This is a genomic window from Pseudomonas rhodesiae (assembly GCF_013285305.1).
Lineage (GTDB): Bacteria > Pseudomonadota > Gammaproteobacteria > Pseudomonadales > Pseudomonadaceae > Aquipseudomonas > Aquipseudomonas rhodesiae.
This window is the reverse complement of sequence record NZ_CP054205.1, coordinates 1,572,192-1,597,880: the sequence shown is the minus strand read 5'-3', so window position 1 is coordinate 1,597,880 and position 25,689 is coordinate 1,572,192. Positions and strand designations below refer to the sequence as shown.

The window sequence follows — 25,689 nt, the reverse complement described above, 5'->3', positions numbered from 1 at the left end:
CAGTCTTCCAAACGCTTACTTCACGGGCCCCAGGTTCGCCTCACTCATGTCCAGCTCCGCCAGCACCTCTCTCAACACGTCATCACCAATCTGGTGATGACGGCTCAAGCTGTATAGCTCCAGCCGCTGGGCGCGCAAAGCCTTGAGGCGTAATTTTCGCTCCAGCAAGTCCATCTGTTGCGCCAGCGCCTGGGCTTCGGCCGAATCGTTGAAGACCTCCAACTGATGGCGATATTCCGACATCAAGCGCGCTTTAAGCTCGGTGGCCAATGCGGCTTGGGCGGCGTCGTGGCTCTCGGTCCCGGGCTGTTCCTCGGCCTCCAGGGCATGAATCGCGGCCACGGCCGTCTTTTTCCAGGCTTCGCGCACTTCCTTGTGGCGCTTTTCGTCGGGGCTTTTTTCGATCCCGCGCAATAAAAGCGGCAACGCAATACAGGCAGCGATCAGCGACAGCAGGATCACGCCGGCGGCAATGAAGATCAGCAGGTCGCGCTCGGGGAAAGCCTTGCCTGGCGCCAGCAGCAGCGGCACCGACATCACACCGGCCAAGGTCACGGCACCGCGGACACCGCCGACGGTCAACAGCCAACAGGACCGGGCATCCGGCATCAGCGTCAGCTCACTTTTCCCACGCAAGCGCCGCAACATGCCCGACAGACGCCAGATGCTCTGCACCCAGATATAGCGCAAGGCCACCAGCACCAGAAAGATCGCGATCACATCCAGGCAGCGATACAGCAAGGTCGGCCACAGCGTCGACTCATGGCTCACCACGGCCTTGATGATGTCCGGTAATTGAAGGCCCAACAGCAGGAAAATCAGGCCATTGAAGGCAAATTCCAGCAACGACCACACGCTGCGGTTGAGTAGGCGCGTGCTGGTCTGGCGCGGCAGCAGGTCGAGCCAGCTTTGCATCATCCCTGCCGCTACCGCCGACAAAATCCCCGACGCCCCCAGGCGTTCGGCCAGCACATAGGCGGCGAAGGGCAACAGCAACATAAACACCACATGAGTCGCCGGATCGTCCCAGCCCCGCGCGATCATCCAGGCCCGCAACCGACCGACCACCCAGCTCAAGGCGACGCCCACCGCCAGGCCACCAAGGGCGACCAGCACGAAGGTCAGGCTGGCATCCGCCAGGGAAAAAATCCCGGTCAACGCCGCTGCCAGGGCGAACTTGAAGGTCACCAGGCCCGACGCGTCATTCATCAAGGCCTCCCCCTGCAGCATGTGCATCAGCGGGGTCGGCAACCGATTCTGGGAAATGGCCGACACCGCCACGGCGTCCGTCGGCGACAACACGGCCGCCAGGGCGAAGGCCACCGGCAGCGGGATCGTAGGCAATATCCAGTGGATGAAGTAACCGGCGCCGACCACGGTAAACAACACCAGCCCCACTGCCAGCGTCAGGATCGGCCCGCGCAGGCGCCACAATTCACGTTTGGGCATGCGCCAACCATCGGAAAACAGCAGTGGCGGCAGGAACAGAAACAGAAACAACTCCGGGTCCAGGGCCACATGCAGCCCCAACGTGGGCCAGGCCAGCAAAGCGCCCGCGGCAATCTGCACCAAGGGCAACGGTAGCGGGATAACACGCCCGACCAGGCGCGAAGCACTGACCAGCATCAGCAGGATAAGAACGGTGTAGGCGGTTTGCATAAGGCGGGGTTCCCGGACAATCGACTCGCAACGACACACATCAGGCAACAACTCGCCGTTGAAGTGCCATATTAGCCGCCTATGCTGCGCGATGGCTTTTGCACAAAAGTCGCACGGTGCTGACGAGCGGCACCCAAATGCGCTGGGCGTGGCATAATCCCAGACCTTTGACTTTCATCAGCACACTCCATCGGATCAGAGGGGGGCAATTCCTTGACCGCTTCAAGCAAAACGTTGCACCTTTTCGGTATCAAAGCCTGCGACACCATGAAAAAGGCACGTACCTGGCTCGATGAGCACGCCGTGAATTATGAGTTCCATGACTACAAAACGGCCGGTATCGACCGTGAGCACTTGACCCAATGGTGCAACGAGCACGGTTGGCAAGTGGTGTTGAACCGCGCGGGCACCACCTTTCGCAAACTCGAAGACGAACGCAAAGCCGATCTCGATCAGTCGAAAGCCATTGAATTGATGCTCGCGCAACCCTCGATGATCAAGCGCCCGGTGCTGGATCTCGGAGACAGAACCCTGATTGGCTTCAAGCCAGACATTTATTCGGCGGCCCTCAAGTAGGCCAGCCCTTTTATTTTTGTAGAGGTAACAGCATGTCCCATTCCCTATTCAGCCTGGGCTTCGGCGTCGGCACTCAGAACCGCCAAGGCGCTTGGCTGGAAGTGTTCTACGCACACCCCTTGCTCAACCCGTCGGCTGAAATCGTCGCGGCCATCGCACCGATCCTCGGTTACAGCGAAGGCAACCAAGCCATCACCTTCACCGTCACCCAGGCCCTGCAACTGGCGGACGCACTCAAGGGCGTCGACGCGACCCAGGCCGCGCTGCTCAGCCGTCTGGCCGAAAGCCACACGCCGCTGGTTGCCACCCTGCTGGCCGAAGACGCCGCACTGACCTCCACGCCTGAGGCCTACCTCAAGTTGCACCTGTTGTCCCATCGCCTGGTCAAGCCCCACGGCCTGAGCCTGGCCGGCGTGTTCCCGCAACTGCCGAACGTGGCCTGGACCAGCCAGGGCGCGATCGACATCAGCGAGTTGGCCGAGCGCCAACTGGAAGCGCGCCTGCGTGGCGAGCTGCTGGAAGTGTTCTCGGTGGACAAGTTCCCGAAAATGACCGACTACGTGGTGCCGGCCGGTGTGCGTATCGCTGACGCCGCGCGCCTGCGCCTGGGCGCCTACGTGGGCGAAGGCACCACCGTGATGCACGAAGGCTTCGTCAACTTCAACGCCGGCACCGAAGGCCCGGGCATGATCGAAGGCCGCGTGTCGGCCGGCGTATTCGTCGGCAAGGGCTCGGACCTGGGCGGCGGTTGCTCCACCATGGGCACCCTGTCGGGCGGCGGCAACATTGTGATCAAGGTCGGCGAAGGCTGCCTGATCGGCGCCAACGCCGGTATCGGTATCCCATTGGGCGACCGCAATACCGTGGAGTCGGGCCTGTACGTGACCGCCGGGACCAAAGTCGCGCTGCTCGATGAGCAGAACCAACTGGTCAAAGTGGTCAAGGCGCGCGAGCTGGCCGGCCAACCGGACCTGCTGTTCCGTCGCAACTCCGAGACCGGTGCCGTGGAGTGCAAAACCCACAAATCGGCCATCGAACTGAACGAAGCGCTGCACGCTCACAACTAAGCAGCCACTCGATGCCACTAGTGGGCCGCGCCTTCGCGGTGCGGCCCGCTTATACGAGTCTTGATCATCATGCTTGTGCCCTCCCCCTGGCGCGCCGACTTTCCGGCCATCGCCACCCTGCAACGGCAGGACCAGACCTATCTGGACAACGCCGCCACCACTCAAAAACCCCAGGCGCTGCTGGATGCGATCAGCCATTACTACGCCAATGGCGCAGCCAATGTGCACCGCGCCCAACACTTGCCCGGCGCACATGCGACCCAGGCTTTCGAAGACAGCCGCAGCAAGGTTGCACAGTGGTTGAACGCAGGTGATAGCGGGCAAATAGTGTTTACCCATGGCGCGACGTCTGCGCTGAACCTCTTGGCCTATGGCCTTGAGCACTTATTCACAACGGGCGATGAGATCGTCATCAGCGCCTTGGAACACCACGCCAATCTGCTGCCGTGGCAGCAACTGGCCAAACGTCGCGGCTTGGAGTTGGTGGTATTGCCGCTCAATGCCGACGGCGTGATCGATGTTGAAGCCGCTGTCGGACTGATCGGCCCCCGCACGCGCCTGCTGGCGGTGAGCCAGTTATCCAATGTGCTGGGGGCCTGGCAACCGCTGGAAACCTTGCTGGCGATGGCCCGGACCCATGGCGCCCTGACCGTGGTGGATGGAGCCCAGGGCATCGTCCATGGTCGGCATGATGTGCAGGCACTGGGCTGTGATTTCTATGCCTTCTCCAGCCACAAACTGTACGGCCCCGACGGCGTTGGCGTGTTGTTTGGCCGCAACGACGCCCTGCATCACTTGCGCCACTGGCAATTGGGCGGCGAGATGGTGCAGCACGCGGACTATCACAGCGCCAGCTTCCGCCCAGCGCCCCTGGGTTTCGAAGCGGGAACGCCGCCGATCGCGGGAGTGATCGGCTTGGGCGCGACCCTGGACTACCTCAGTTCACTGGACCCACAGGCGGTTCTCGCCCACGAAGCCGCTCTGCATGATTACCTGCTGCGCGGCTTGAAGGCCCGCAACGGCGTGCGCGTGCTGGGTTCGCCGCAGGTTGCGCTGGTCAGCTTTGTGGTCGACGGCATCCATAACGCCGACCTCGCGCACTTGCTCACCGAGCAAGGAATTGCCGTACGCGCCGGCCATCACTGCGCAATGCCGTTGCTCAAGGCGATGCACTTGTCGGGGGCGATCCGTGTGTCCCTGGCGCTGTACAACGATTCCGACGATCTGGAGCGCTTTTTCGAGGCCCTGGACCAAGCGCTGGATATGCTGCGATGACTCTGCCCGTTGATGCCGTAGAGGCGCTCGAAGCGTTTCAAGCCGTCGGCAGCTGGGAGCAACGCGCGCGCATGCTGATGCAGTGGGGCGAGAGGCTGCCGGCCTTGGCGGATGAAGATAAGGTCGACGCCAATCTGGTGCAGGGCTGTGAAAGCCTGGTGTGGTTGGTTGGCCGTTTGGAGAACGGTCATTGGCAGTTTGCCGCCAGCAGCGATGCACGAATGATTCGTGGGTTGGTGGCACTGCTGCTGGCGCGAGTCAACGGGTTATCGACTGCTGAGTTGCAGGGGGTCGACTTGCCCGACTGGTTCAATCAACTCGGGCTTTCCCGCCAACTGTCGCCGTCGCGCAGCAATGGCTTGAATGCAGTCCTGCAGCGCATGCGAACACTAAGCCAGACACAGAACTAAATGTGGGAGGGCCGGTGCGACGATTGGGCTTGCCCCTCCCACATTTTGATTTGTGCAAGGCCGTGAGATTCAGGTGGGTTTGACCCGCTCCGAAGGCCTGCGCACTCCCGCCACAATTTTGTCCACCGCTTTGGTCGCGGCCACCATGCCGAAGGTGGCCGTGACCATCATCACCGCGCCAAATCCTCCGGCGCAGTCCAGCTTCACGCCATCGCCGACAAAACTCTTCTGCAAACAGATGCTGCCGTCTGGTTTGGGATAGCGCAGTTGCTCAGTGGAAAACACGCACGGCACGCTGTAATGGCGAGTCACGGTGCGGGAGAACCCATAATCGCGGCGCAGCGTGGAGCGGACTTTGGAGGCCAGCGGGTCGTTGAAGGTGCGGTTCAAGTCGCAGACTTGGATCAGCGTCGGGTCGATCTGCCCGCCGGCGCCGCCAGTGGTGATGATCTGGATCTTGCGACGCTTGCACCAGGCAATCAGCGCGGCCTTGGCGTTGACGGCGTCGATGCAGTCGATCACGCAATCGATGTTGGGCGTGATGTACTCGGCCATGGTGTCGCGGGTGACGAAGTCCGTCACTGCGTGCACGGTGCAGTCCGGGTTAATGCCGCGCAGGCGTTCGGCCATGACCTCGACCTTGGGCTTGCCCACGGTGCTGTCCAAGGCGTGCAACTGGCGATTGCTGTTGCTGACGCAGACGTCGTCCAGGTCAAACAGCGAAATTTCGCCCACCCCGCAGCGGGCCATGGCTTCGGCCGCCCACGAGCCCACGCCGCCAACACCGACGATCGCCACATGGGCCGCTTTCAAGCGTTCCAAGCCCTCAATGCCATACAAACGGGCAACGCCTGCAAACCGCGGATCTTCTGTACTCATGACCATTACCCCAAAAACCGGCGCGCATTATAGGGCTACGCAGCGACAAGTTTTAAGCTACAAGCTACAAGTTAAGAACTTAGATGTACTTTCGCTGCCCAATGTCCGGTTTTTCTCGGCTTGCTGTACGGTCAGGGAAAGGCCGGTGTAGGATGCGCGCCGTTCGGCGCAGCCCGGCACCTCATTTCGTTCCACACCCTTTGGAACCCGCATAACCATGGCATCGCGTAAATTTGGACTCAACCTGGTGGTGGTGCTGGCAATTGCCGCGCTGTTCACCGGTTTCTGGGCGCTGATCAACCGCCCGGTCTCAGCCCCCAACTGGCCTGAACAAATCTCCGGTTTTTCCTACTCGCCGTTCCAACAAGGCCAGTACCCCCAGAAAGACCAATACCCCACCGACGAACAGATGCGTCAAGACTTGGCGATCATGAGCAAGCTGACGGACAACATCCGCACCTACTCGGTCGACGGCACCCTGGGGGATATCCCCAAACTGGCGGAAGAATTCGGCCTGCGGGTGACCCTGGGGATCTGGATCAGCCCGGATCTGGAGCGTAACGAACGCGAAATCCAGCGCGCCATCGAGATCGCCAACAACTCGCGCAGCGTCGTGCGCGTGGTGGTGGGCAACGAAGCGTTGTTCCGCGAGGAAATCACGCCCGAGGCGCTGATCGTGCTGCTGGACCGTGTGCGCGCCGCCGTCAAAGTACCGGTAACCACCTCCGAGCAATGGCACATCTGGGAACACAATCCACAACTGGCCAAGCACGTCGACCTGATCGCCGCGCACATCCTGCCGTATTGGGAACATATTCCGGTGGATAAGGCCGGCCAATTCGTACTCGACCGCGCCAAGGATCTGAAGAAGACCTTCCCGAAAAAGCCGCTGCTGCTGTCGGAAGTCGGCTGGCCAAGCAACGGGCGCATGCGCGGAGGGGCTGACGCGTCCCCGGCCGACCAGGCCATTTACCTGCGCACGCTGGTGAACAAGCTCAACCGCCAAGGCTACAACTACTTCGTGATCGAGGCGTTCGATCAGCCGTGGAAGGCCAGCGACGAAGGCTCGGTCGGTGCGTATTGGGGCGTGTTCAACGCCGCGCGCCAGCAGAAATTCAACTTCGAAGGGCCGGTGGTGGCGATTCCGCAATGGCGCGTGCTGGCCATCGGTTCGGTGGTGTTGGCGCTGCTGTCCCTGACCCTGCTGATGATCGACGGCTCGGCCCTGCGCCAGCGCGGCCGCACGTTCCTGACCTTTATTGCGTTCCTATGCGGTTCGGTGCTGGTATGGATCGGCTACGACTACAGCCAGCAATACAGCACCTGGTTCAGTCTGACCGTGGGCTTTTTGCTGGCGCTCGGCGCCCTTGGCGTGTTCATCGTGTTGTTGACCGAAGCCCACGAACTGGCCGAAGCGGTATGGACCCACAAGCGTCGGCGTGAATTCCTGCCGGTAGTCGGCGATTCGGACTACCGCCCAAAAGTATCGATCCATGTGCCGTGCTACAACGAGCCGCCGGAGATGGTCAAACAGACCCTCGACGCCCTGGCCGCGCTCGATTACCCGGACTACGAAGTCCTGATCATCGACAACAACACCAAGGACCCGGCCGTGTGGGAACCGGTGCGCGACTATTGCGCCACCCTCGGGCCGCGTTTCAAGTTCTTCCACGTCGCGCCCCTGGCCGGTTTCAAGGGCGGTGCGTTGAACTACCTGATTCCGCACACCGCCAAAGACGCCGAAGTGATCGCCGTGATCGACTCGGACTACTGCGTCTCGCCCAACTGGCTCAAGCACATGGTGCCGCATTTCGCCGACCCGAAAATCGCCGTGGTGCAGTCGCCGCAGGATTATCGCGATCAGAACGAAAGCACCTTCAAGAAGCTCTGCTATGCGGAATACAAAGGCTTCTTCCATATCGGCATGGTGACCCGCAACGACCGCGACGCGATTATCCAGCACGGCACCATGACCATGACCCGCCGCTCGGTGCTCGAAGAACTGGGCTGGGCCGACTGGTGCATCTGTGAAGACGCCGAACTGGGCCTACGGGTATTCGAGAAAGGTCTGTCGGCGGCGTATTACCACGACAGCTACGGCAAAGGTCTGATGCCGGATACCTTTATCGACTTCAAGAAGCAGCGCTTCCGCTGGGCTTACGGCGCGATTCAGATCATCAAGCGTCACACCGCCAGCCTGCTGCGCGGCAAGGACACCGAACTGACCCGTGGCCAGCGCTATCACTTCCTGGCGGGCTGGTTGCCTTGGGTGGCGGACGGCATGAACATCTTCTTTACGGTCGGCGCGCTGTTGTGGTCGGCGGCGATGATCATCGTACCGACCCGGGTCGACCCACCGTTGCTGATTTTTGCTATTCCGCCGTTGGCGCTGTTCGTGTTCAAGGTGGGCAAGATCATTTTCCTGTACCGCCGTGCGGTGGGCGTGAACCTCAAGGACGCGTTCTGCGCGGCCCTGGCCGGGCTGGCGTTGTCCCACACCATCGCCAAGGCGGTGCTGTATGGTTTCTTCACCACCAGCATTCCGTTCTTTCGTACACCGAAAAACGCGGATAACCACGGCTTCTGGGTCGCGATTTCCGAAGCCCGCGAAGAAATGTTCATCATGCTGTTGTTATGGGGCGCTGCGCTGGGGATCTACCTGGTGCAGGGCCTGCCGAGCAATGACATGCGCTTCTGGGTGGTGATGTTGCTGGTGCAGTCCCTGCCGTACGTGGCGGCGCTGATCATGGCGTTCTTGTCGTCGCTGCCGAAACCGGCCCCGGCGCCACAGCCCGCACCGGCCGCGTAAAAACTTGCGCAATGCACTAAACGGCGGCCTCTGGCCGCCGTTTTGCTATAAGATAACGGCCGTTTTGTCTGCCCGCCCTGCTCTTCCAAACATGCTTTCCGGAGTTTTCCCATGACGGCCCATGCCGACCTTTCGCCCACCCTTCAACTTGCCATCGACCTGATCCGCCGCCCCTCGGTGACGCCGATCGACGCCGATTGCCAGAAGCTGATGATGCAGCGCCTGGGCGACGCCGGCTTCAAACTTGAGCCGATGCGCATCGAAGACGTGGACAATTTCTGGGCCACCCACGGTAAGCATGAAGGCCCGGTGCTGTGCTTCGCCGGCCATACCGACGTGGTCCCGACCGGCCCGGTGCAGGCCTGGCAGAACGACCCGTTCGACGCCTTGATCGACGAAAACGGCATGCTCTGCGGGCGTGGCGCAGCCGACATGAAAGGCAGCCTGGCGGCGATGTTGGTAGCGTCGGAGCGCTTCGTCGCCGACTACCCGGACCACAAGGGCTCGGTGGCGTTCCTGATCACCAGCGATGAAGAAGGCCCGGCACACCACGGTACTAAAGCCGTGATCGAACGCCTGGCAGCGCGCAAGGAGCGCCTGGACTGGTGCATCGTCGGCGAGCCGTCGAGCACCACGCTGGTCGGCGATGTGGTCAAAAACGGCCGCCGCGGCTCCCTCGGCGCGACCCTGACCGTACGCGGCGTGCAAGGCCACGTGGCCTACCCGCACCTGGCGAAGAACCCGATCCACCTGGCCGCACCGGCCCTGGCCGAACTGGCCGCCGAGCATTGGGACGACGGCAACGCGTTTTTCCCGCCTACCAGTTTCCAGATTTCCAACCTCAATTCCGGCACCGGCGCCACCAACGTGATTCCCGGCGAGCTGACGGCGGTGTTCAATTTCCGTTTCTCCACCGAGTCCACCGTGGAGGGTCTGCAGCAACGCGTTGCGCAGATTCTCGACAAGCACGGCCTGGACTGGCACGTGGACTGGGCGCTGTCCGGCCTGCCGTTCCTGACCGAACCGGGTGCCCTGCTCGATGCCGTATCGGCCAGCATCAAGGCGGTCACCGGTCGCGAGACCCAGGCGTCCACCAGCGGCGGCACTTCCGATGGCCGCTTCATTGCGACCCTCGGCACCCAAGTGGTCGAGCTGGGGCCGGTCAACGCGACCATCCACCAGGTCAATGAGCGCATCCTGGCCAGCGACCTCGATGTGCTGACCGAAATCTATTATCAGACCCTGATCAAGTTGCTCGCCTGATGCTCGCCTGCCCCCTTTGCAGTGCCCCGCTCAACGCGGTGGACAATGGCGTGGCGTGCCCGGCCGGGCACCGTTTCGACCGGGCGCGCCAGGGTTACCTGAACCTGTTGCCGGTACAGCACAAGAACAGCCGTGACCCGGGTGACAACCTGGCCATGGTCGAGGCGCGTCGCGACTTCCTCAACGCCGGGAACTACGCCCCGGTGGCCAAGCGCCTGGCCGAACTGGCCGCAGAACGTGCGCCACAGCGCTGGGTGGACATCGGCTGTGGCGAGGGCTACTACACCGCGCAAATCGCCGAGGCGCTGCCCCATGCCGACGGCTACGCGCTGGATATCTCCAAGGAAGCGGTCAAACGTGCGTGCAAGCGCAACCCGGCGCTGACCTGGTTGATCGCCAGCATGGCCCGCGTGCCGTTGGCCGACGCCAGTTGCCAGTTCCTGGCGAGCGTATTCAGCCCGCTGGACTGGCAGGAAGCCAAACGCCTGCTCAGCCCTGGCGGCGGCTTGATGAAGGTCGGCCCTACCAGTGGTCACCTGATGGAGCTGCGTGAACGTCTGTACGACGAAGTGCGCGAATACACCGACGACAAGCACCTGGCCCTGGTGCCGTCGGGCATGAGCCTGGCGCACAGCGAGATCCTGGAATTCACACTGAGCCTGGCCGATCCCAAGGACCGCGCCAACCTGCTGGCCATGACACCCCATGGCTGGCGGGCCAGTGCCGAGCGCCGCGCCGAAGTGATCGAGGCGGCCGAGCCGCTGAAGGTCACGGTGTCGATGCGCTACGATTATTTCGTGCTTCAATAACCGACTTTATTTTCGCGAATGGATTTTCGAATCCCGCAACGAGGAACATCCATGCGCCAACCCGATATCGAGATTTACCTGAAGGACGCCGACGTCGACCACAAAGCCATCGCCGCCTGGCTGGGCGCGGCCCTGGGGCCATGCAGCGACTGGGTCCAGAAAGGCCAGACCTACAAGTGCAAGGCCGGCAACGTGCCTGTCACCTGGCTGCCCAAGGCCGTTGGCAAGTGGAACAGCCTGTACCTGGAAAGCGACCAGACCCCATGGGACGACGACATCGCCTGCGCCCGCGCCGCGTTTGCCGCGCTGAACGTTGAAGTGCGCTGCGCGCCGGGCACGTGGGTCGAGGAAGAAGGTGAAGAAAGTGCCGACATCTGGATTCGCATCAGCGCAGACGGCGAAGAGCAGATTACTTGGAGGACGGGTTGAAAAGCAGCTTCAAGCGGCAAGCTGCAAGCGGCAAGCTGCAAGCTGCAAGCTGCAAGCTGCAAGCCAAAGCCAAAGCCAAAGCCAAAGCGCTTGAAGCTTGCCGCTTGCCGCTTGTAGCTTGCCGCTTGCCGCTTGAGGCTTGCCGCTTAAACCTGCCACTCAGCCTATAGGCCGACCACATCCTCGGCCTGCAAGCCCTTCTCGCCGCTCACCACGGCGTATTCCACCTGCTGGCCCTCGGCCAGGGAGCGGTGGCCTTCACCGCGGATGGCGCGGTAGTGCACGAACACATCCTTGCCGTCCTCACGCTGAATGAAGCCATAGCCCTTTGCATCGTTGAACCACTTCACATTGCCGGTTTCGCGCGTTGCCATCTGTTTACTCCCACTTCGGTTTTTATTATTGAGCCGGTACGCGTTGAACTGCCGAGTATATGGCAGGCTCAAAAGCGTTCAACTCAAGTTTACATCGCTGCTTTTTTGCCGATTTTCGGCGAATACGGCACACTACCCGCCCGAGCGCCTGCTCGGTTTTTTCCCACATGAAGCAGCTCGCCTATGACCCGCTCCCCGTTCCGCCGTCTGGTGTTCGGCACCTTGCGCCGACTGTTGTACCTCTGGGTTCGCTCGGAGACGATCAACCAGTCGTCCCTAACCCTCAACCTGGACCGCAGCCGGCCGGTGTTCTACGTCCTGCAATCACCCTCCCTCACCGAGCTGGCCGTGGTCGACGCCGAGTGCACCAAGGCCGGCCTGCCGCGCCCGGTGTTGCCGGTGTCGGTAGGCCCGCTGATGGAGCCGGCGGCGTTCTTCTACCTTACGCCGGAACCGGACTGGCTCGGCCGCCAGGACAAGCGCGGTGCGCCGCCAACCCTGACCCGCCTGGTCAACACCCTCAGCGAGCACGCTGAAGAGAATGCACAAATCATTCCGGTCAGCGTGTTCTGGGGCCAGTCCCCCGAGAGCGAGTCCAGCCCTTGGAAGCTGCTGTTCGCCGACAGTTGGGCGGTCACCGGGCGTCTGCGTCGGCTGTTGAGCATCCTGATCCTGGGACGCAAGACTCGCGTGCAATTCTCCGCGCCTATCAACCTGCGTGAATTGATCGAGCACAATAAAGGCCACGAACGCACCGTGCGCATGGCCCAGCGCATCCTGCGTGTGCACTTTCGTAACCTGAAGACCGCGGTGATCGGCCCCGACCTGTCCCACCGCCGCAACTTGGTGAAGGGCCTGGTCAACATGCCGCTGGTGCGCCAGGCCATCGCCGACGAAGCCGAACGCGAAAAAATCAGCCCGGAAAAAGCCAAGGCCCAGGCCCTGCGCTACGGCAACGAAATCGCCTCGGACTACACCTACACCGCGATCCGCTTCCTGGAAGTGGTGCTGAGCTGGTTCTGGAACAAGATCTACGACGGCATCAAGGTCAATAACATCGAAGGTGTGCAACAGGTTGCCCAGGGTTACGAGGTGATCTACGTTCCGTGCCACAGAAGCCATATCGACTACCTGCTGTTGTCCTACCTACTGTTCAAGAACGGTCTGACGCCGCCGCATATCGCCGCCGGTATCAACCTGAACATGCCAGTAATCGGTAGCCTGCTGCGCCGTGGCGGTGCATTTTTTATGCGCCGCACCTTCAAGGGCAACCCGCTGTACACCGCTGTGTTCAACGAGTACCTGCATACGCTGTTCACCAAGGGTTTCCCGGTGGAGTACTTCGTCGAAGGCGGACGCTCGCGCACCGGGCGCATGCTGCAGCCCAAGACCGGGATGCTGGCGATCACCTTGCGCAGTTTCCTGCGCTCTTCGCGTATGCCGATCGTGTTCGTGCCGGTGTACATCGGTTATGAGCGCGTGCTGGAAGGCCGCACCTACCTCGGCGAACTGCGCGGGGCGAGCAAGAAGAAAGAGTCGATCTTCGATATTTTCAAAGTGGTCGGCGCCCTCAAGCAGCGCTTCGGCCAGGTCGCGGTGAACTTCGGCGAGCCGATCAAGCTGGCGGAATTCCTCGACGCCGAGCAACCGGACTGGCGCGCCCAGGATCTGGGCCCGAACTACAAGCCGGCGTGGCTCAACGAAACCACCCATCGCCTGGGCGAACAAGTGGCTCGCCACTTGAACGAAGCCGCCGCCGTGAACCCGGTGAATCTGGTGGCCCTGGCACTGCTGTCCACCACGCGCCTGGCCCTGGATGAACAGGCCATGGCCCGTCAGTTGGACTTGTACCTGACGCTATTGCGTCGCGTGCCGTACTCGCCCCATACCACGGTGCCGGAAGGCGATGGCATGGCGTTGATTCAGCACGTCAAAGATATGAAGCTGCTGTCGGAACAGAGCGACGCCCTGGGCAAGATTTTGTACCTGGACGAACAGAACGCCGTTCTGATGACCTACTACCGCAACAACGTACTTCACATCTTCGCCCTGCCGGCGCTGCTGGCGAGCTTCTTCCAGAGCAGCTCGCGCATGAGCCGCGAACAGATCCTGCGCTATACCCACGCGCTGTACCCGTACCTGCAATCGGAACTGTTTATCCGCTGGTCCCTGGACGATCTGGACAACGTGATCGACCAGTGGCTGGAGGCGTTCGTCGAACAGGGCCTGTTGCGCTTCGAGAAAGATGTGTACCTGCGCCCGGCCCCCAGCTCGCGACACTTTGTGTTGCTGACGCTGCTGTCCAAGAGCATCGCCCAGACCCTGCAACGCTTCTATATGGCGATCTCGCTGTTGCTCAACAGCGGCCAGAACAGCATCAGCGCCGAAGAGCTGGAAGACCTGTGCACGATCATGGCCCAGCGCCTGTCGATCCTGCACGGGCTCAATGCCCCGGAGTTCTTCGATAAGAGTCTTTTCCGACATTTTATTCAGACGTTGCTGGAGCAAGATGTGCTGCGCCGCGATGAGGCCGGCAAATTGAGCTACCACGACCTGCTCGGTGAACTGGCCGAAGGCGCGGCCAAGCGCGTGTTACCGGCCGAGATTCGCCTGTCGATCCGCCAGGTGGCCTTGCACCGTGTGGACGGTGCGGGTGATGCGCCGGTGGAACCGCAGGAAAGCCGCTAGATTGAATAAGGGCCGGAGAGCCTCCGGCCCAGTTGAAAAGGAGCTGCACCATGAAAAAGATCATCCTCCTGGGCCTCACCGCCCTGCTCGGAGCCTGCCAATCCATGAGTCCCGCGCCCAAGGCCAGCCTCGACGGCGAAGTGTTCTACCTGCAACGCATCGCCCTACCGCCGGCGGCCACGTTGAGCGTGAGCCTGCAAGACGTGTCACTGGCGGACGCTCCCGCCGTGGTTCTGGCCGAACAGAAAGGCCCGGTCAAAGGCCAGGTGCCCCTGCCGTTCCACCTGAGCTACGACCCGGCACAGGTCAAGCCCGGCCACAGTTACGCGGTGAGTGCTCGCATCGAGCTGGAGGGCAAGCTACTGTTCACCACCACTGATCGCCACACCGTGCGGCTCGACGGCCAGGACGCCCAGCCGCTGCGCGTGCGCGTCAACGCCGTAGCCCCCTGATTTCGAACATCGAACATAAGGAAGCGCCCATGCTCCGTAAATCCCTTCGCTTCACTGCCCTGTGTGCCGGCCTGCTGCTCGGCGCCAACGCTATGGCCCTGGACCTGGGCAGCCTGTCCCAGGGCGACGCCACTGGCGGACTCAAGGATGCACTGACCCAAGGTGCCCAGATCGCTGTGAAACAACTGGGCGTACCCGGCGGTTTCAGCAACAACCCGGAGGTCAAGATCGGCCTGCCGGGCAAGTTGGGCAAAGTCGCGGACAAGCTGAAGATGTTCGGCATGGGTGATCAAGTCACCCAACTGGAAACCAGCATGAACAAAGCGGCTGAAACGGCCGTGACCCAAGCCCAGCCGATTCTGGTAAACGCTGTGAAAAACATGAGCGTGACCGACGCCAAGGGCATCCTCAGCGGCGGCCAGGATTCGGCCACTCAGTACCTGGACAAAAGCAGTCGCGAAGCCATTCGCGCCAAGTTCCTGCCGATCGTCAAGGCCGCTACCGACAAGGTCGGCGTAGCCCAGCAGTACAACGCCCTGGCAGGCAAAGCCGCCGCCTTCGGCGCCGTGGATGCCAAGAGCGCTAATGTCGAGAACTACGTGACCGAACAAGCGCTGGACGGTTTGTTCAAGATGATTGCGCAGCAGGAAGAGACGATCCGCAAAAACCCTGCGGCGGCGGCCACAAGTTTAGCGAAGAAAGTGTTCGGCGCACTTTAACGCACTAGCCAAGACCGTCTCGATGACTACAAAAAAGCCCTGACGAATTCAGGGCTTTTTGTTTCATGCAACGGCGACAGGGGCCAAGCATTCGCCCTTCATGTACCAATGCTGAAAGGGATACATTAATAAGGTATCCAGGGCCTGGCCGGGACCGTCGAGATGTTGATCGAGGTGGGGTTATTGTTCAGCAGGTTATTCAGGTTGTTATTTAGGTTGCTGTTGTTGTTTTCGATATTGATGTTGATAGGTGGGTTATGACGCAAGTTTGCCCCACCCCCCATGCCAGAGCCCATCATCGAACCTAAGAATTGCAGCGGTAACGTCAATAAAGGTAAAAACATTTTCTCTCCTTCCAATTCAATTGAAACCAACGCCCGAAACCTGCCAGCTATGCGTTAACGTCGTCTGAGCGGGTAACCTTGCGTGGTTCGAGGAGCTGAATGGTTCCATCTTTAACCGTTTGCTCTAACAGACCATGTAATGCCCTGCTGCACCGGCGATGGGCGCACTGAGGTCATCAAGGGAGAATCGAAGTAACCAGACGCCCAAGCAGCACCGTGGCAAAAAAACCAATGGCCAGCGCGGCGCTCCTGTTGATGACACGCGGGCTCAACAAGTGCCGCCCACGCCCGACGACACCGGCGCCAAATACAATCCAGGCCGACCCGATCGGAACCACGACTAATACCATCGTGCACATGAAGGCGAGATAGCCGGTCCAATGGGTAAATGTGTCCGGTGGTGCGATCAACGAAGCGATCAACAACCCTTTGGGGTTCATCACCGTCATCCAGAAAAAATAGCTACTGGTGAAGCGGTCCCGGCCCACGCCGTCCAAGGCTTTAGCGCCGCGCCATAAGCGCCAAGACACCCAGAGCAAGTACGTACTCGCTGCCAATTGGATCAACTTGACGGCCCAAGGGGAGTAAGCGGCCAGGTAGAGCAGCGCCACGCCCCACACCGATACTTGCAGCAAGTACGCCAGACACTCGATAAAGGCCAGCTTCCACGACGCCCGCAGGCCGAATAACACGCCGGCGCGCAGCAACAGCGTATTAGTCGGCCCAGGGGCAAGCAACAACAACGTCAAGGCTGAAACAGTGGCCAACATGATTACGCAACGTCCTTCCTCACTCGGAACCACGCAGCATACAGGGCCGGCAGGAACAATAGGGTCAATGCCGTGGCGACAATCAACCCGCCCATGATCGCCACTGCCATCGGCCCGAAGAACACGCTACGCGACAGCGGGATCATCGCCAGCACCGCTGCCAGCGCCGTCAGCACTATCGGCCGGAAGCGTCGGACCGTGGCCTCGATGATCGCCTGCCACGGCGCCAGCCCCGCCTTGATGTCTTGCTCGATCTGATCCACCAGGATCACCGAGTTACGCATGATCATCCCGGACAATGCGATAGTGCCGAGCATCGCCACAAACCCGAAGGGCTGACGGAACACCAACAGAAACAGCGTCACACCGATCAGGCCCAGCGGCGCCGTCAGAAACACCATCGCGGTGCGTGAGAAACTGCGCAATTGCAGCATCAGCAACGTCAACACCACCACGATGAACAGCGGCACACCGGCCTTCACCGAGTTCTGGCCGCGTGCGGAGTCTTCGACGGTGCCGCCGACCTCCAGCAGGTAACCGTCCGGCAATTCGGCGCGCACTTGCGCGAGGGTCGGAAAAATCTGCTGCACCAGGGTCGCCGGTTGTTCCTTGCCGTAGATATCGGCGCGGACGGTCACCGTGGGGAGGCGGTTGCGATGCCAGATCACGCCCTCTTCGAAGCCGTACTCAAGCGTGGCGATCTGCGACAGCGCGACGCTTTTGCCATTGTCGGTGGGCACCGCCAGGCTGGGGAGCAACGTCAGTTCGGTGCGTTCATGCCGGGTGCCGCGTAGGAGGATTTCGATCAACTCGTTATCCTCCCGGTACTGGCTGACGCTGGAGCCGGTCAGGGAACTCTGGAGGAATTTCGACAGGTTGGCGGTGCTGACGCCCAACGCCCGGGCGCGGTCCTGATCGATATTGAGGTAGACGATTTTGCTCGGTTCCTCCCAGTCCAGGTGCACGTTAACCACATGAGTATTTTCGCGGACCTTCGCGGCGACTTTGCGGGCCAGGGCACGCACCTCTTCGATATGCTCCCCCGTCACGCGAAACTGCACCGGGTAACCCACGGGCGGGCCGTTCTCCAAGCGTGTGACACGCGAGCGCAGGTCAGGGAATTGCTCGTTGAGGGTTTCGATCAGCCAGGTGCGCAGGGTTTCGCGCTCCTCGATGGTCTTAGCCAACACCACGAACTGGGCGAAGCTGGTGGCCGGTAACTGCTGATCCAAAGGCAAGTAGAAGCGCGGCGAGCCGGTGCCGATATAAGCCACATAGTTGTCGATGCCGGCATGCTCTTTGAGCAGCGCCTCCAGGCGTTTGACCTGCTCGGCGGTGTTGCTCAGGGACGCGCCCTCGGCCAATTTCAAATCGACCATCAGCTCCAGGCGACCAGACGCCGGGAAAAATTGTTGCGGCACGAACCGAAACAACGCCACCGAACCGATAAACAGCAACAACGTCAGCACTATCACGGTTTTGCGCCGATTCACACACCACGCCACCAACCGCCTTACACGCTGGTAGAAGGGTGTGCCGTAGGGATCGGGGCCATCATGGCCGTGTTTGGCGGCATGAATCTTCGCCAGGTCCGGCAGGAGTTTTTCCCCCAGGTAGGGCACGAACACCACGGCGGCCACCCAGGACGCGAGCAGCGCGATGGTCACCACTTGGAATATCGAGCGAGTGTATTCGCCAGTGCTCGATTGGGCCGTCGCGATGGGCAGGAAACCGGCCGCAGTGATCAGCGTCCCGGTGAGCATCGGAAACGCGGTGCTGGTCCAGGCAAAACTGGCGGCCTTGAGCCGGTCGTAGCCTTGCTCCATTTTGATCGCCATCATTTCCACAGCGATGATGGCGTCATCGACCAGCAGCCCGAGGGCCAGTACCAGGGCGCCGAGGGAAATCTTGTGCAAGCCGATGCCGAGGTAATACATGGTGGCGAACGTCATCGCCAGCACCAGCGGAATCGCCAGCGCTACCACCATGCCGGTGCGCAGTCCCAGGGAGAAAAAGCTCACCAGCAACACGATGGCCAACGCTTCGGCCAGCACCTGGACGAATTCGCCGACCCCAGTTTTGACCGCTGCAGGCTGATCCGACACTTTGCGCAACTGCATGCCCGCCGGAAGGTTCTTCTGAAGACGCGCGAATTCACCCTCAAGCGCCTTGCCCAACACCAGGATATCGCCGCCCTCGCGCATGGCCACGGCCAGGCCGATGGCGTCTTCGCCCATGTAGCGCATACGCGGCGCCGGTGGATCGTTGAAGCCACGGCGAATATCAGCCACATCGCCGATACGGAAAGTGCGATCCCCCACGCGAATGGGAAAACTGCGGATTTCGTCCACCGTCTTGAAGTTGCCCGACACCCGCAACTGCACGCGCTCGCTTGGCGTTTCAAAGAACCCGGCGGTAGTCACCGCGTTCTGTTCCTGCAACGCCTGTTGCACAGCGGTCAAGGGTAAACCCAGGGTGGCGAGTTTGAGGTTGGACAGCTCGATCCAGATCTTCTCGTCCTGCAGGCCAAGCAGTTCGACCTTACCCACATCCGCTACGCGTTGCAGTTGGATCTGGATGCGGTCGGCGTAGTCCTTGAGCACGGCGTAGTCGAAACCATCGCCGGTCAGGGCGTAGATATTGCCGAAGGTGGTGCCGAACTCGTCGTTGAAAAACGGTCCTTGGATATCCGGTGGCAGGGTCTGGCGGATGTCGCTGATTTTCTTGCGCACCTGGTACCACAGTTCGGGTATCTGCGCCGAGCGCATGGCATCGCGGGCGACGAAGGTCACCTGGGACTCGCCCGGCCGCGAGAATGAAACGATTCGCTCGTAGTCACCGGTCTCCATGAGTTTTTTCTCAATGCGCTCGGTGACTTGCCGCGAGACTTCCTGAGCGGTGGCGCCAGGCCAGTTGGTCTTGATCACCATGGCCTTGAAGGTGAAGGGCGGATCCTCGCTCTGCCCCAGCTTGGTGTAGGACAACGTGCCCACCACTGCCAGCAGGATCATCAGGAACAGCACGATCTGGCGATTGCGTAGCGCCCATTCGGAAAGATTGAAACCCATCGGGACTACTCCTTGGCCGCCAGATTCACCACGCGGTTGGCGCGATCCACCGGGCGCACTTGCTGGCCCTCGTGGAGCACATGCACACCGGCTGCAATAACCCAATCATCGGCGCTCAAGCCCTCCAGCACCGGCACGGTTTTATCGCCGAACGCGCCGATACGCACCTGTGTGCGCTTGAGGGTGTTGTCCGGCTGCACGCGCCAGACGTAGGACTCACCGTTCTCCGCGCTGATGGCAGACAACGGCACGGACAGCGGATTACTGCCGTCGGCCTGTATGAATACGCGAGCGCTCTGGCCGAGTTCGGCCGGGACTTTGCCGCCGGTAAACGCAACGCGCGCAGCAAAAGTACGCGACTTGGGGTCGGCAGCAGGGGACAACTCGCGAATGCGCCCAGCGAAGCGTTGATCCGGCTGGCTCCACAGCTCCACAGACACCGGCTGACCGATCTTGAAGCGAGCAAAGCCTTGTTCGGGCAGGCTGATCAGCACTTCACGTTCGCCATCGGTGGCCAGGGTGAACACCGTTTGCCCGGCGGACACCACTTGCCCGACTTCCACCGCACGCTTGGCCACCACGCCATCCTGCGGCGCGCGCAACACCGCATAGGCCGCCTGGTTACTGGCCACATCGAACTCGGCTTTGATTTGCTTGAGGCGGGCTTCGCCCGAACGGTAGAGATTTTCGGAATTGTCGTACTGGGACCGGCTGACCATCTGACGATCCAGCAAAGTTTTGTAGCGATCACGCTCGGCACGCACCAGGCTCAAGTTGGCCTGGGCGGCGGCGACCTGAGCGCGGGCAGCGTCCAGTTGCAGGCGCACGTCCTGAGGGTCGAGTTCGGCCAACGCCTGATTGGCCTTGACCCGCTCGCCCTCCTCCACCCAGCGCTTACTGACTTTGCCGCCAATGCGAAAAGCCAGGTCCGGCTCGTAGCGTGCACGCACTTCTCCGGGGTAGCTGTCCGTCGTCTGCGCAGAAGGCTGTGGCTGCACCACCATGGCCGGGCGGATGGTGGTCTGGGGCGCTTCTTCATGGCCGCAGGCGGCCAATAGGAGGACCAGACACGCAGGCAACGCAAAGGGCAGGAAAGTGCTGCGCATGCTGAAGGACCTTTCGCAAATGATGCTAGGAATAATTATACTTGCCGGTATGTTATTAATACCAAACTCACCAGTCCAGTATTAAAGGTGAAAATGTCCGACAATCCTCTGAACACCAATAGCCCCGGGCGTCCCAAGGACATGGCAAAACGCCAGGCAATCCTCGAAGCAGCCAAGTTTCTGTTTTTGAGCAATGGTTACGCCAGCACCAGCATGGACGCGGTGGCCTTGGAGGCTGGCGTGTCGAAACTCACGGTCTACAACCACTTCACCGACAAAGAAACCCTGTTCACCGCCGCCGTCGTGGCCAAATGCGAGGAACAATTGCCGGTGATGTATTTCGAGATGCCCGCGGGTGTGCCGGTGGAAACGGTCCTGTTGACCATCGCCCGTGGTTTTCATCGGCTGATCAACAGCGAAGAGTCGGTGAACCTGCATCGGCTGATGATGACCACCGGCAATCAGGACGTGAAACTCTCGCAGATTTTCTTCGAAGCCGGGCCCATGCGCATGTTGCAAGGCATGGAACGTCTGCTCAACACCATTGACCAGAGCGGCGCCCTGAGCATCGATAAACCGTTCAAGGCAGCCGAGCATTTCTTCTGCCTGCTCAAAGGCACGGCGAACTTCTGCCTGCTGTATGGCTGCGGCGGCCAGTTGAGTGAGGAAGCCGCCGAAGCCCATGTGCAGGATGTGGTGGGGTTGTTTATGCGGGCCTACAAGCCATAGCGGTTATCAGGGCTTGAGCGCTTTCTTGGGGTAAATGTCGTAGCGGCTGGACTTGCCATCCAGCGCATGGCTCGGCTTGGGCCCGTCGATACACGGCGCCTTGCGCGGGCGCTTGACCACAACACGGTGACTGGCCAGGGCCAGCGCTGCGGCGAGCAAGGCCGGTGCGTCCGGGTCATCGCCCACCAGCGGGCGGAACAGGCGCATTTCCTTCTTTACCAGGGCGGTTTTCTCACGATGAGGGAACATAGGGTCGAGGTAGATCACCTGAGGGGGCTCGCCCTCCCAGTTGCGCATCACCTCGATGGAGTTGCCCTTGAGCAGTTGCATGCGTGCCACGATCGGCGCCACTTCGAAATCATCCGCGCCGCGCGCCAGGCCGTCTTCGAGCAAAGCGCCAATCAGCGGCTGGCGTTCGATCAGGCTCATGTTGCAACCCAGGCTCGCCAGCACAAAAGCGTCCTTGCCCAGGCCGGCCGTGGCGTCCAGCACTCGTGGGCGTACGCCTTGGGCGATGCCCACGGCCTTGGCGATCATCTGCCCACTGCCACCGCCGTATAAACGCCGATGCGCCGCGCCGCCTTCGACGAAGTCCACGCGCACCGGCCCCGGTGCGTCCGCCCCCAGTTGCTGCAACTGCAAGCCATGTTCGCCGACCTGCAAGGAAAAATCCGCATCCGCCAGCACTAACGGCAAGCCAAGTTGGGCAGCCCACTGCTCGGCACGGGCCTGGAAAGCATCGGCCATGGCCTCGACCCGGATGCGGCTGGCCGCTGGTTGTTCGCTCATCAATCGCTACGCTCAAAAATATTAAGGATCGGCCAACACCGGCCGATAAAACCAACAGTCAGGTATTTTGCCAGAGCTGAGCGTCGACCGAAGAAAATGTCAGACATTCTCCCCCTAACCATCGGTGTACTGCCGACCCACAACCACTACGGCTTGCGCAACACTCAAGCGCTGGCCGGTGTGAGTCATGTGTGGCAGGACTTCTTCGCCCGGGCATTGGCCGAGCAGCTCGGCGAAACGCCGGACGCGCCGGCAGCCCAGGCGACGGCACCGCTGGACCCGGCGGTAGAACCCAGCGCAGGCGCAGACCTGTTGTCGCAGATCCTCACCCAGCGTGAGTGCGACGTTAAAGACACCGAAATCGCCCCGCCAGAACCGCTGTTCCTGCCCATCGCCGAATTTGAAACCGAGCTGCTGCCACCGGCTGCGACGCCGTTTCCTGAAGAGGAAATCGTCGCCCAGCAACGTCAGCAGAATTTCGAAAGCGGTTGGGTACGCCCAATCGTACTGGCCGCCGGGCAGCCATTGCCGGAGCCAGGCCCCGCGCCAGAACCGCGCGCACTGCGCTTGCCAATCGCCGAGTTCGAACTGGACCTGTTGCCACCGCCGCCTACGCCTTACTCCGAAGAAGCGTTGGCGGAGCAGCAGAAAGCCCTGGACTTCGACTACTACTGGGCGCGCCCATTGATCACCCACAACCTGCGCCTGGCCGCCTGACCCTCAGCGACACACCCACCAGCGCCCCATATCGAAGTGGAAGTGATTGCGGTGCGCGGCGTTGTAGTCCGGGCTTAACACCACGTTGAAATCATCACAGGCACTGTCGCGCACCTGGCGCAGGAACCGCGCATTGGCGCCCTCCCCTGGCCAATCCTTGAGCACGCTGATACTGCGCCCATCGGCCAAGCGAAAACCGGCGATATCCAACGCATTGGCCGAGGCGTGCTGACTCAGTTGCCCGTTGGCACGGTTATACATCGTGCGACAGGCAAAACTGCCCAGATGATCGACCCGCGTCACCGCCTGGCCAAACACAGTCTGCGCCGCCGGTTGCAGGCTATGGCGCTCGAACAGCGCAAACGCCACGGCCAGCGGGCAGCTGGCAAGAAAGCTGCTGCTCAACCCCACCTCTGCACCCTGAACGCGCAAGGTGTTGCGCAACGGGCAGGCGACATCGGCGGATGAATCAGCTTGATGGCTCACGCGCAAGCCTGAAGTCTTCAGCACCTGGTCGCACAGCGCCGGGTCGCCCTGCAGACGTCCCAGCTTAAAACGCGTCAACAGGTTTGGGCTGGCCCGCACATCCAGCGGCGCCCATGGATTCCATTCCGGCGCCAACGGCACCCAGCCGCGCCATACACCGACCACCACCGCGCCGCCCAGCATCAGCAGCACGCCCATCACCTTGATAAACCGCATGGGTCAGACCTTGAAAAACTGATTGGCCTTGCTGAAGGGCATGGAGCGCTCGGTAAAGGTAAAGGTGCCCAACTCATAGACCTCCTGGGCCGCGCGATAGAACTCGCCATAGGCCGCCAACGCCATCGCCGAACCCACACTGATGCGCTTGACGCCCATGGCGCTCAATTGCGCGACGCTGAGTTTCAGCGCACCGGACATCAACACATTCACCGGTTTGGGCGCGACCGCCTTGACCACCGCCAACACCTCATCGGCGGTGCGCAGGCCCGGCGCGTAAAGCACATCGGCACCAGCCTCGGCGTAAGCCTGCAGACGGCGGAGGGTGTCGGGCAGATCCAGACGACCATGCAGGAGGTTTTCCGCGCGGGCGGTGAGCGTGAACGCAAACGGCAAACTGCGGGCCGCGACTACCGCCGCATGTACTCGCTCCACAGACAGGTCGAAGGCATAAATGGGATCACCAGAGTGTCCGGTGGCGTCTTCGATGGAACCGCCGACAATCCCCGTGGCCGCCGCACGCAGGATGGTCTGGGCGCAGCCATCCGGGCTGTCGCTGAAGCCGTTTTCCAGGTCGGCCGCCACCGGCAGTGTCGTGGCTTGGGCGATCTGATGCGCGTTGAGCAAGGTGTCGTCCAGAGACAGCGCGCCCTCCGCATCCGGCCGACCAAGGCTGAAGGCATAACCCGCGCTGGTGGTGGCCAAGGCTTCGAACCCCAGGCTGGCAAGCATCACGGCGGAACCGGCGTCCCACGGGTTGGGCATCACGAACGCGCGGTCGCGTTCATGCAGGCGCTTGAAGGTTTCGGCGCGAAGGGTTTGAGCATCCATGGCAAGCTCCTGGCGGGAAAGGAGCCCTAGAGTAACCCCAGTTGCTCCACTTCTGGCTCGCGATCCAACGTGGGCAATGGTGCGAGGCCGGGCAAGCGTGCCATCAGTTGGGTATGAAAGCGCATGGCCAATTGGGCGGCGAGGCGATTGTCCGAGGTGTGCAGAAACACGTAGGGAGTACGGCCCTCTTCGATCCAGCCGGCGACTTTTTCAATCCAAGGCACCAGAAACGGGTCGTTGGCCTCCAGCTCCGGATGGCCAATGAAGCGCACCTGCGGAAACTGAGTCAGCGCAGCCGGCCGCGGCGGCACTTTGGGCTTTTTCGATTGGGCGTGCAGCACCGCCGGCGACGTCGAGGTGCAACTGAACAGCGCACGGGGGTCCAGGCAAATACGCTCGACACCCCGGTCGCGCAACAGGCGGTTAAGCATGCGCTCGGCATCGCCCTTGGCGAAAAATTCCGGGTGGCGCACTTCCACCGCCATCGGACGCTCCAGGCCGTCGATAAACCCAGCCAGTTCCGCCAGACGCTGCGGCGAGAACGCAGCCGACAGTTGCAGCCACAACGGAGCTACACGTTCACCCAACGGGCTCATCAGGCCGACAAAGCTTTCCGCCGCCGGTAATTGCTCACGCAAATCGCCCCCGTGGCTGATATCCCCGGGGAATTTGGCGGTGAAGCGAAAATCGGCGGGCATGATTTCAGCCCAGCGCTGCACGGTGGCGGCCGAGGGGCGAGCGTAGAATGTGGTGTTGCCTTCAACGGCGTTGAAGACTTGGGAATAGAGGGCGAGGTAATCGCTGGCGCGGGCATCGGCCGGGTACAGGTAATCACGCCAGGCGTTTTCACTCCAGGACGGACAACCAAGGTAGTAAGGCAGATGCATCAGATGTGAACGTCGAGGCCCAGTACTTCCATATCCCATTCGACAAAGCCAGCGGTGGTCAGGTAACTGGCCAGGGCGGTGGCGACGCTTTTGCTCATGGAACGGGGGAAGATCATGTCTTGCTGACGGGCGGGCAGGCCGCTTATGCGCGCATTACCAGCACCTTGTGCAGCGGGCGCCGCCTCGGAATGGACCTCGATGAAGTCCGGCGAATCTTCGACTGAATCGTCTACCGTCACGCTCGCCTTGCGCGGCTTACGTTTGAGGGGGTACGACTGTGAGGAAAATCCGTCTATACGCATCGATGCGAACTCGCTATCAGTGATGGCATTTTAGT

Annotated in this window: 25 protein-coding genes; 13 read left to right on the top strand and 12 right to left on the bottom strand. The window is 61.4% G+C overall.

Going from position 1 to position 25,689, the window contains the following annotated elements; all coding sequences use genetic code 11:
• Positions 1 to 15 precede the first annotated feature (15 nt).
• On the bottom strand, positions 16 to 1,659 hold the full coding sequence (locus tag HRH33_RS07140; RefSeq protein ID WP_094064752.1) for a Na+/H+ antiporter: 1,644 nt from the start codon (positions 1,657 to 1,659) through the stop codon (positions 16 to 18).
• A gap of 267 nt (positions 1,660 to 1,926) precedes the next feature.
• Here HRH33_RS07140 and HRH33_RS07135 point away from each other — a divergent pair, with 267 nt between their 5' ends.
• From HRH33_RS07135 to HRH33_RS07120, 4 genes are all read left to right on the top strand, one after another.
• Positions 1,927 to 2,235: an arsenate reductase gene (locus HRH33_RS07135; RefSeq protein WP_231980866.1), complete on the top strand. Its 309-nt coding sequence runs from the start codon at positions 1,927 to 1,929 to the stop codon at positions 2,233 to 2,235.
• 32 nt (positions 2,236 to 2,267) lie between these two features.
• On the top strand, positions 2,268 to 3,302 hold the full coding sequence (dapD, locus tag HRH33_RS07130) for a 2,3,4,5-tetrahydropyridine-2,6-dicarboxylate N-succinyltransferase (RefSeq protein WP_034096233.1): 1,035 nt from the start codon (positions 2,268 to 2,270) through the stop codon (positions 3,300 to 3,302).
• A 69-nt stretch (positions 3,303 to 3,371) separates the two neighbouring features.
• Positions 3,372 to 4,577, top strand: a complete 1,206-nt coding sequence (locus tag HRH33_RS07125; protein WP_034112161.1) for an aminotransferase class V-fold PLP-dependent enzyme — start codon at positions 3,372 to 3,374, stop codon at positions 4,575 to 4,577.
• Positions 4,574 to 4,987, top strand: a complete 414-nt coding sequence (locus tag HRH33_RS07120) for a SufE family protein (RefSeq protein ID WP_167416432.1) — start codon at positions 4,574 to 4,576, stop codon at positions 4,985 to 4,987. Before HRH33_RS07125 ends, HRH33_RS07120 begins: the two co-directional genes overlap by 4 nt.
• Before the next feature lie 69 nt (positions 4,988 to 5,056).
• Here HRH33_RS07120 and tcdA read toward each other — a convergent pair whose 3' ends face one another.
• A complete protein-coding gene (gene tcdA / locus HRH33_RS07115; RefSeq protein WP_167416431.1) occupies positions 5,057 to 5,872 on the bottom strand; it encodes a tRNA cyclic N6-threonylcarbamoyladenosine(37) synthase TcdA in 816 nt (271 codons plus the stop codon).
• 211 nt (positions 5,873 to 6,083) lie between these two features.
• Here tcdA and HRH33_RS07110 point away from each other — a divergent pair, with 211 nt between their 5' ends.
• The 4 genes from HRH33_RS07110 to HRH33_RS07095 all read left to right on the top strand — a co-directional run bounded on the left by HRH33_RS07110 (position 6,084) and on the right by HRH33_RS07095 (position 11,176).
• Complete coding sequence (locus HRH33_RS07110) at positions 6,084 to 8,675, top strand: glycosyltransferase (RefSeq protein ID WP_034096229.1); 2,592 nt, start codon at positions 6,084 to 6,086, stop codon at positions 8,673 to 8,675.
• 111 nt (positions 8,676 to 8,786) lie between these two features.
• Complete coding sequence (gene dapE / locus HRH33_RS07105) at positions 8,787 to 9,938, top strand: succinyl-diaminopimelate desuccinylase (protein WP_034137234.1); 1,152 nt, start codon at positions 8,787 to 8,789, stop codon at positions 9,936 to 9,938.
• Positions 9,938 to 10,747, top strand: a complete 810-nt coding sequence (locus tag HRH33_RS07100; RefSeq protein WP_167416430.1) for a putative RNA methyltransferase — start codon at positions 9,938 to 9,940, stop codon at positions 10,745 to 10,747. The genes dapE and HRH33_RS07100 overlap by 1 nt, the downstream gene beginning before the upstream one ends.
• A gap of 51 nt (positions 10,748 to 10,798) precedes the next feature.
• Positions 10,799 to 11,176 carry a hypothetical protein gene (locus HRH33_RS07095; RefSeq protein ID WP_034096226.1) on the top strand — a complete coding sequence of 126 codons (378 nt, stop codon included), beginning with the start codon at positions 10,799 to 10,801 and terminating at the stop codon, positions 11,174 to 11,176.
• Positions 11,177 to 11,340: 164 nt separating this feature from the next.
• On the opposite strand, the gene HRH33_RS07090 is transcribed toward HRH33_RS07095, so the two are convergent.
• Complete coding sequence (locus tag HRH33_RS07090) at positions 11,341 to 11,550, bottom strand: cold-shock protein (RefSeq protein ID WP_024073812.1); 210 nt, start codon at positions 11,548 to 11,550, stop codon at positions 11,341 to 11,343.
• A 183-nt stretch (positions 11,551 to 11,733) separates the two neighbouring features.
• Between HRH33_RS07090 and plsB the strand changes: the two genes are divergently transcribed.
• Genes plsB through HRH33_RS07075 form a run of 3 tightly spaced genes read left to right on the top strand, consistent with a single transcriptional unit; the run spans position 11,734 to position 15,409 of the window.
• Entirely contained in the window at positions 11,734 to 14,238 is a 2,505-nt protein-coding gene (plsB, locus tag HRH33_RS07085; protein WP_034137232.1) for a glycerol-3-phosphate 1-O-acyltransferase PlsB, read from the top strand.
• Between the two features lie 50 nt (positions 14,239 to 14,288).
• Complete coding sequence (locus tag HRH33_RS07080; RefSeq protein ID WP_167416429.1) at positions 14,289 to 14,690, top strand: YbaY family lipoprotein; 402 nt, start codon at positions 14,289 to 14,291, stop codon at positions 14,688 to 14,690.
• Positions 14,691 to 14,719: 29 nt separating this feature from the next.
• A complete protein-coding gene (locus HRH33_RS07075) occupies positions 14,720 to 15,409 on the top strand; it encodes a DUF4197 domain-containing protein (protein WP_034137230.1) in 690 nt (229 codons plus the stop codon).
• Between the two features lie 125 nt (positions 15,410 to 15,534).
• Here the strand turns inward: HRH33_RS07075 and HRH33_RS07070 are convergent, their stop codons facing one another.
• The 4 genes from HRH33_RS07070 to HRH33_RS07055 all read right to left on the bottom strand — a co-directional run bounded on the left by HRH33_RS07070 (position 15,535) and on the right by HRH33_RS07055 (position 20,697).
• Positions 15,535 to 15,753 (bottom strand): hypothetical protein, encoded by a 219-nt coding sequence (locus HRH33_RS07070; protein WP_034137229.1) that lies wholly within the window; start codon positions 15,751 to 15,753, stop codon positions 15,535 to 15,537.
• A 176-nt stretch (positions 15,754 to 15,929) separates the two neighbouring features.
• Positions 15,930 to 16,523, bottom strand: a complete 594-nt coding sequence (locus HRH33_RS07065) for a LysE family translocator (protein WP_167416428.1) — start codon at positions 16,521 to 16,523, stop codon at positions 15,930 to 15,932.
• Between the two features lie 2 nt (positions 16,524 to 16,525).
• Positions 16,526 to 19,591 (bottom strand): efflux RND transporter permease subunit, encoded by a 3,066-nt coding sequence (locus HRH33_RS07060; protein WP_167416427.1) that lies wholly within the window; start codon positions 19,589 to 19,591, stop codon positions 16,526 to 16,528.
• A gap of 5 nt (positions 19,592 to 19,596) precedes the next feature.
• Positions 19,597 to 20,697: an efflux RND transporter periplasmic adaptor subunit gene (locus HRH33_RS07055; RefSeq protein ID WP_094064763.1), complete on the bottom strand. Its 1,101-nt coding sequence runs from the start codon at positions 20,695 to 20,697 to the stop codon at positions 19,597 to 19,599.
• Between the two features lie 93 nt (positions 20,698 to 20,790).
• Here HRH33_RS07055 and HRH33_RS07050 point away from each other — a divergent pair, with 93 nt between their 5' ends.
• A complete protein-coding gene (locus tag HRH33_RS07050) occupies positions 20,791 to 21,426 on the top strand; it encodes a TetR/AcrR family transcriptional regulator (RefSeq protein WP_167416426.1) in 636 nt (211 codons plus the stop codon).
• A gap of 6 nt (positions 21,427 to 21,432) precedes the next feature.
• Here HRH33_RS07050 and HRH33_RS07045 read toward each other — a convergent pair whose 3' ends face one another.
• Positions 21,433 to 22,215, bottom strand: a complete 783-nt coding sequence (locus tag HRH33_RS07045; RefSeq protein ID WP_034096216.1) for a class I SAM-dependent methyltransferase — start codon at positions 22,213 to 22,215, stop codon at positions 21,433 to 21,435.
• A gap of 96 nt (positions 22,216 to 22,311) precedes the next feature.
• On the opposite strand from HRH33_RS07045, the gene HRH33_RS07040 reads away from it, so the two are divergent.
• Entirely contained in the window at positions 22,312 to 22,932 is a 621-nt protein-coding gene (locus HRH33_RS07040) for an energy transducer TonB (protein WP_167416425.1), read from the top strand.
• Between the two features lie 3 nt (positions 22,933 to 22,935).
• On the opposite strand, the gene HRH33_RS07035 is transcribed toward HRH33_RS07040, so the two are convergent.
• Genes HRH33_RS07035 through HRH33_RS07020 form a run of 4 tightly spaced genes read right to left on the bottom strand, consistent with a single transcriptional unit; the run spans position 22,936 to position 25,654 of the window.
• Positions 22,936 to 23,634: an extensin-like domain-containing protein gene (locus HRH33_RS07035; protein ID WP_094064766.1), complete on the bottom strand. Its 699-nt coding sequence runs from the start codon at positions 23,632 to 23,634 to the stop codon at positions 22,936 to 22,938.
• A gap of 3 nt (positions 23,635 to 23,637) precedes the next feature.
• Positions 23,638 to 24,465: an isocitrate lyase/PEP mutase family protein gene (locus tag HRH33_RS07030; RefSeq protein WP_034137221.1), complete on the bottom strand. Its 828-nt coding sequence runs from the start codon at positions 24,463 to 24,465 to the stop codon at positions 23,638 to 23,640.
• A 26-nt stretch (positions 24,466 to 24,491) separates the two neighbouring features.
• Entirely contained in the window at positions 24,492 to 25,352 is an 861-nt protein-coding gene (locus HRH33_RS07025) for a DUF72 domain-containing protein (protein ID WP_167416424.1), read from the bottom strand.
• On the bottom strand, positions 25,352 to 25,654 hold the full coding sequence (locus HRH33_RS07020; RefSeq protein WP_094064769.1) for a hypothetical protein: 303 nt from the start codon (positions 25,652 to 25,654) through the stop codon (positions 25,352 to 25,354). The genes HRH33_RS07025 and HRH33_RS07020 overlap by 1 nt, the downstream gene beginning before the upstream one ends.
• Positions 25,655 to 25,689: the final 35 nt, after the last annotated feature.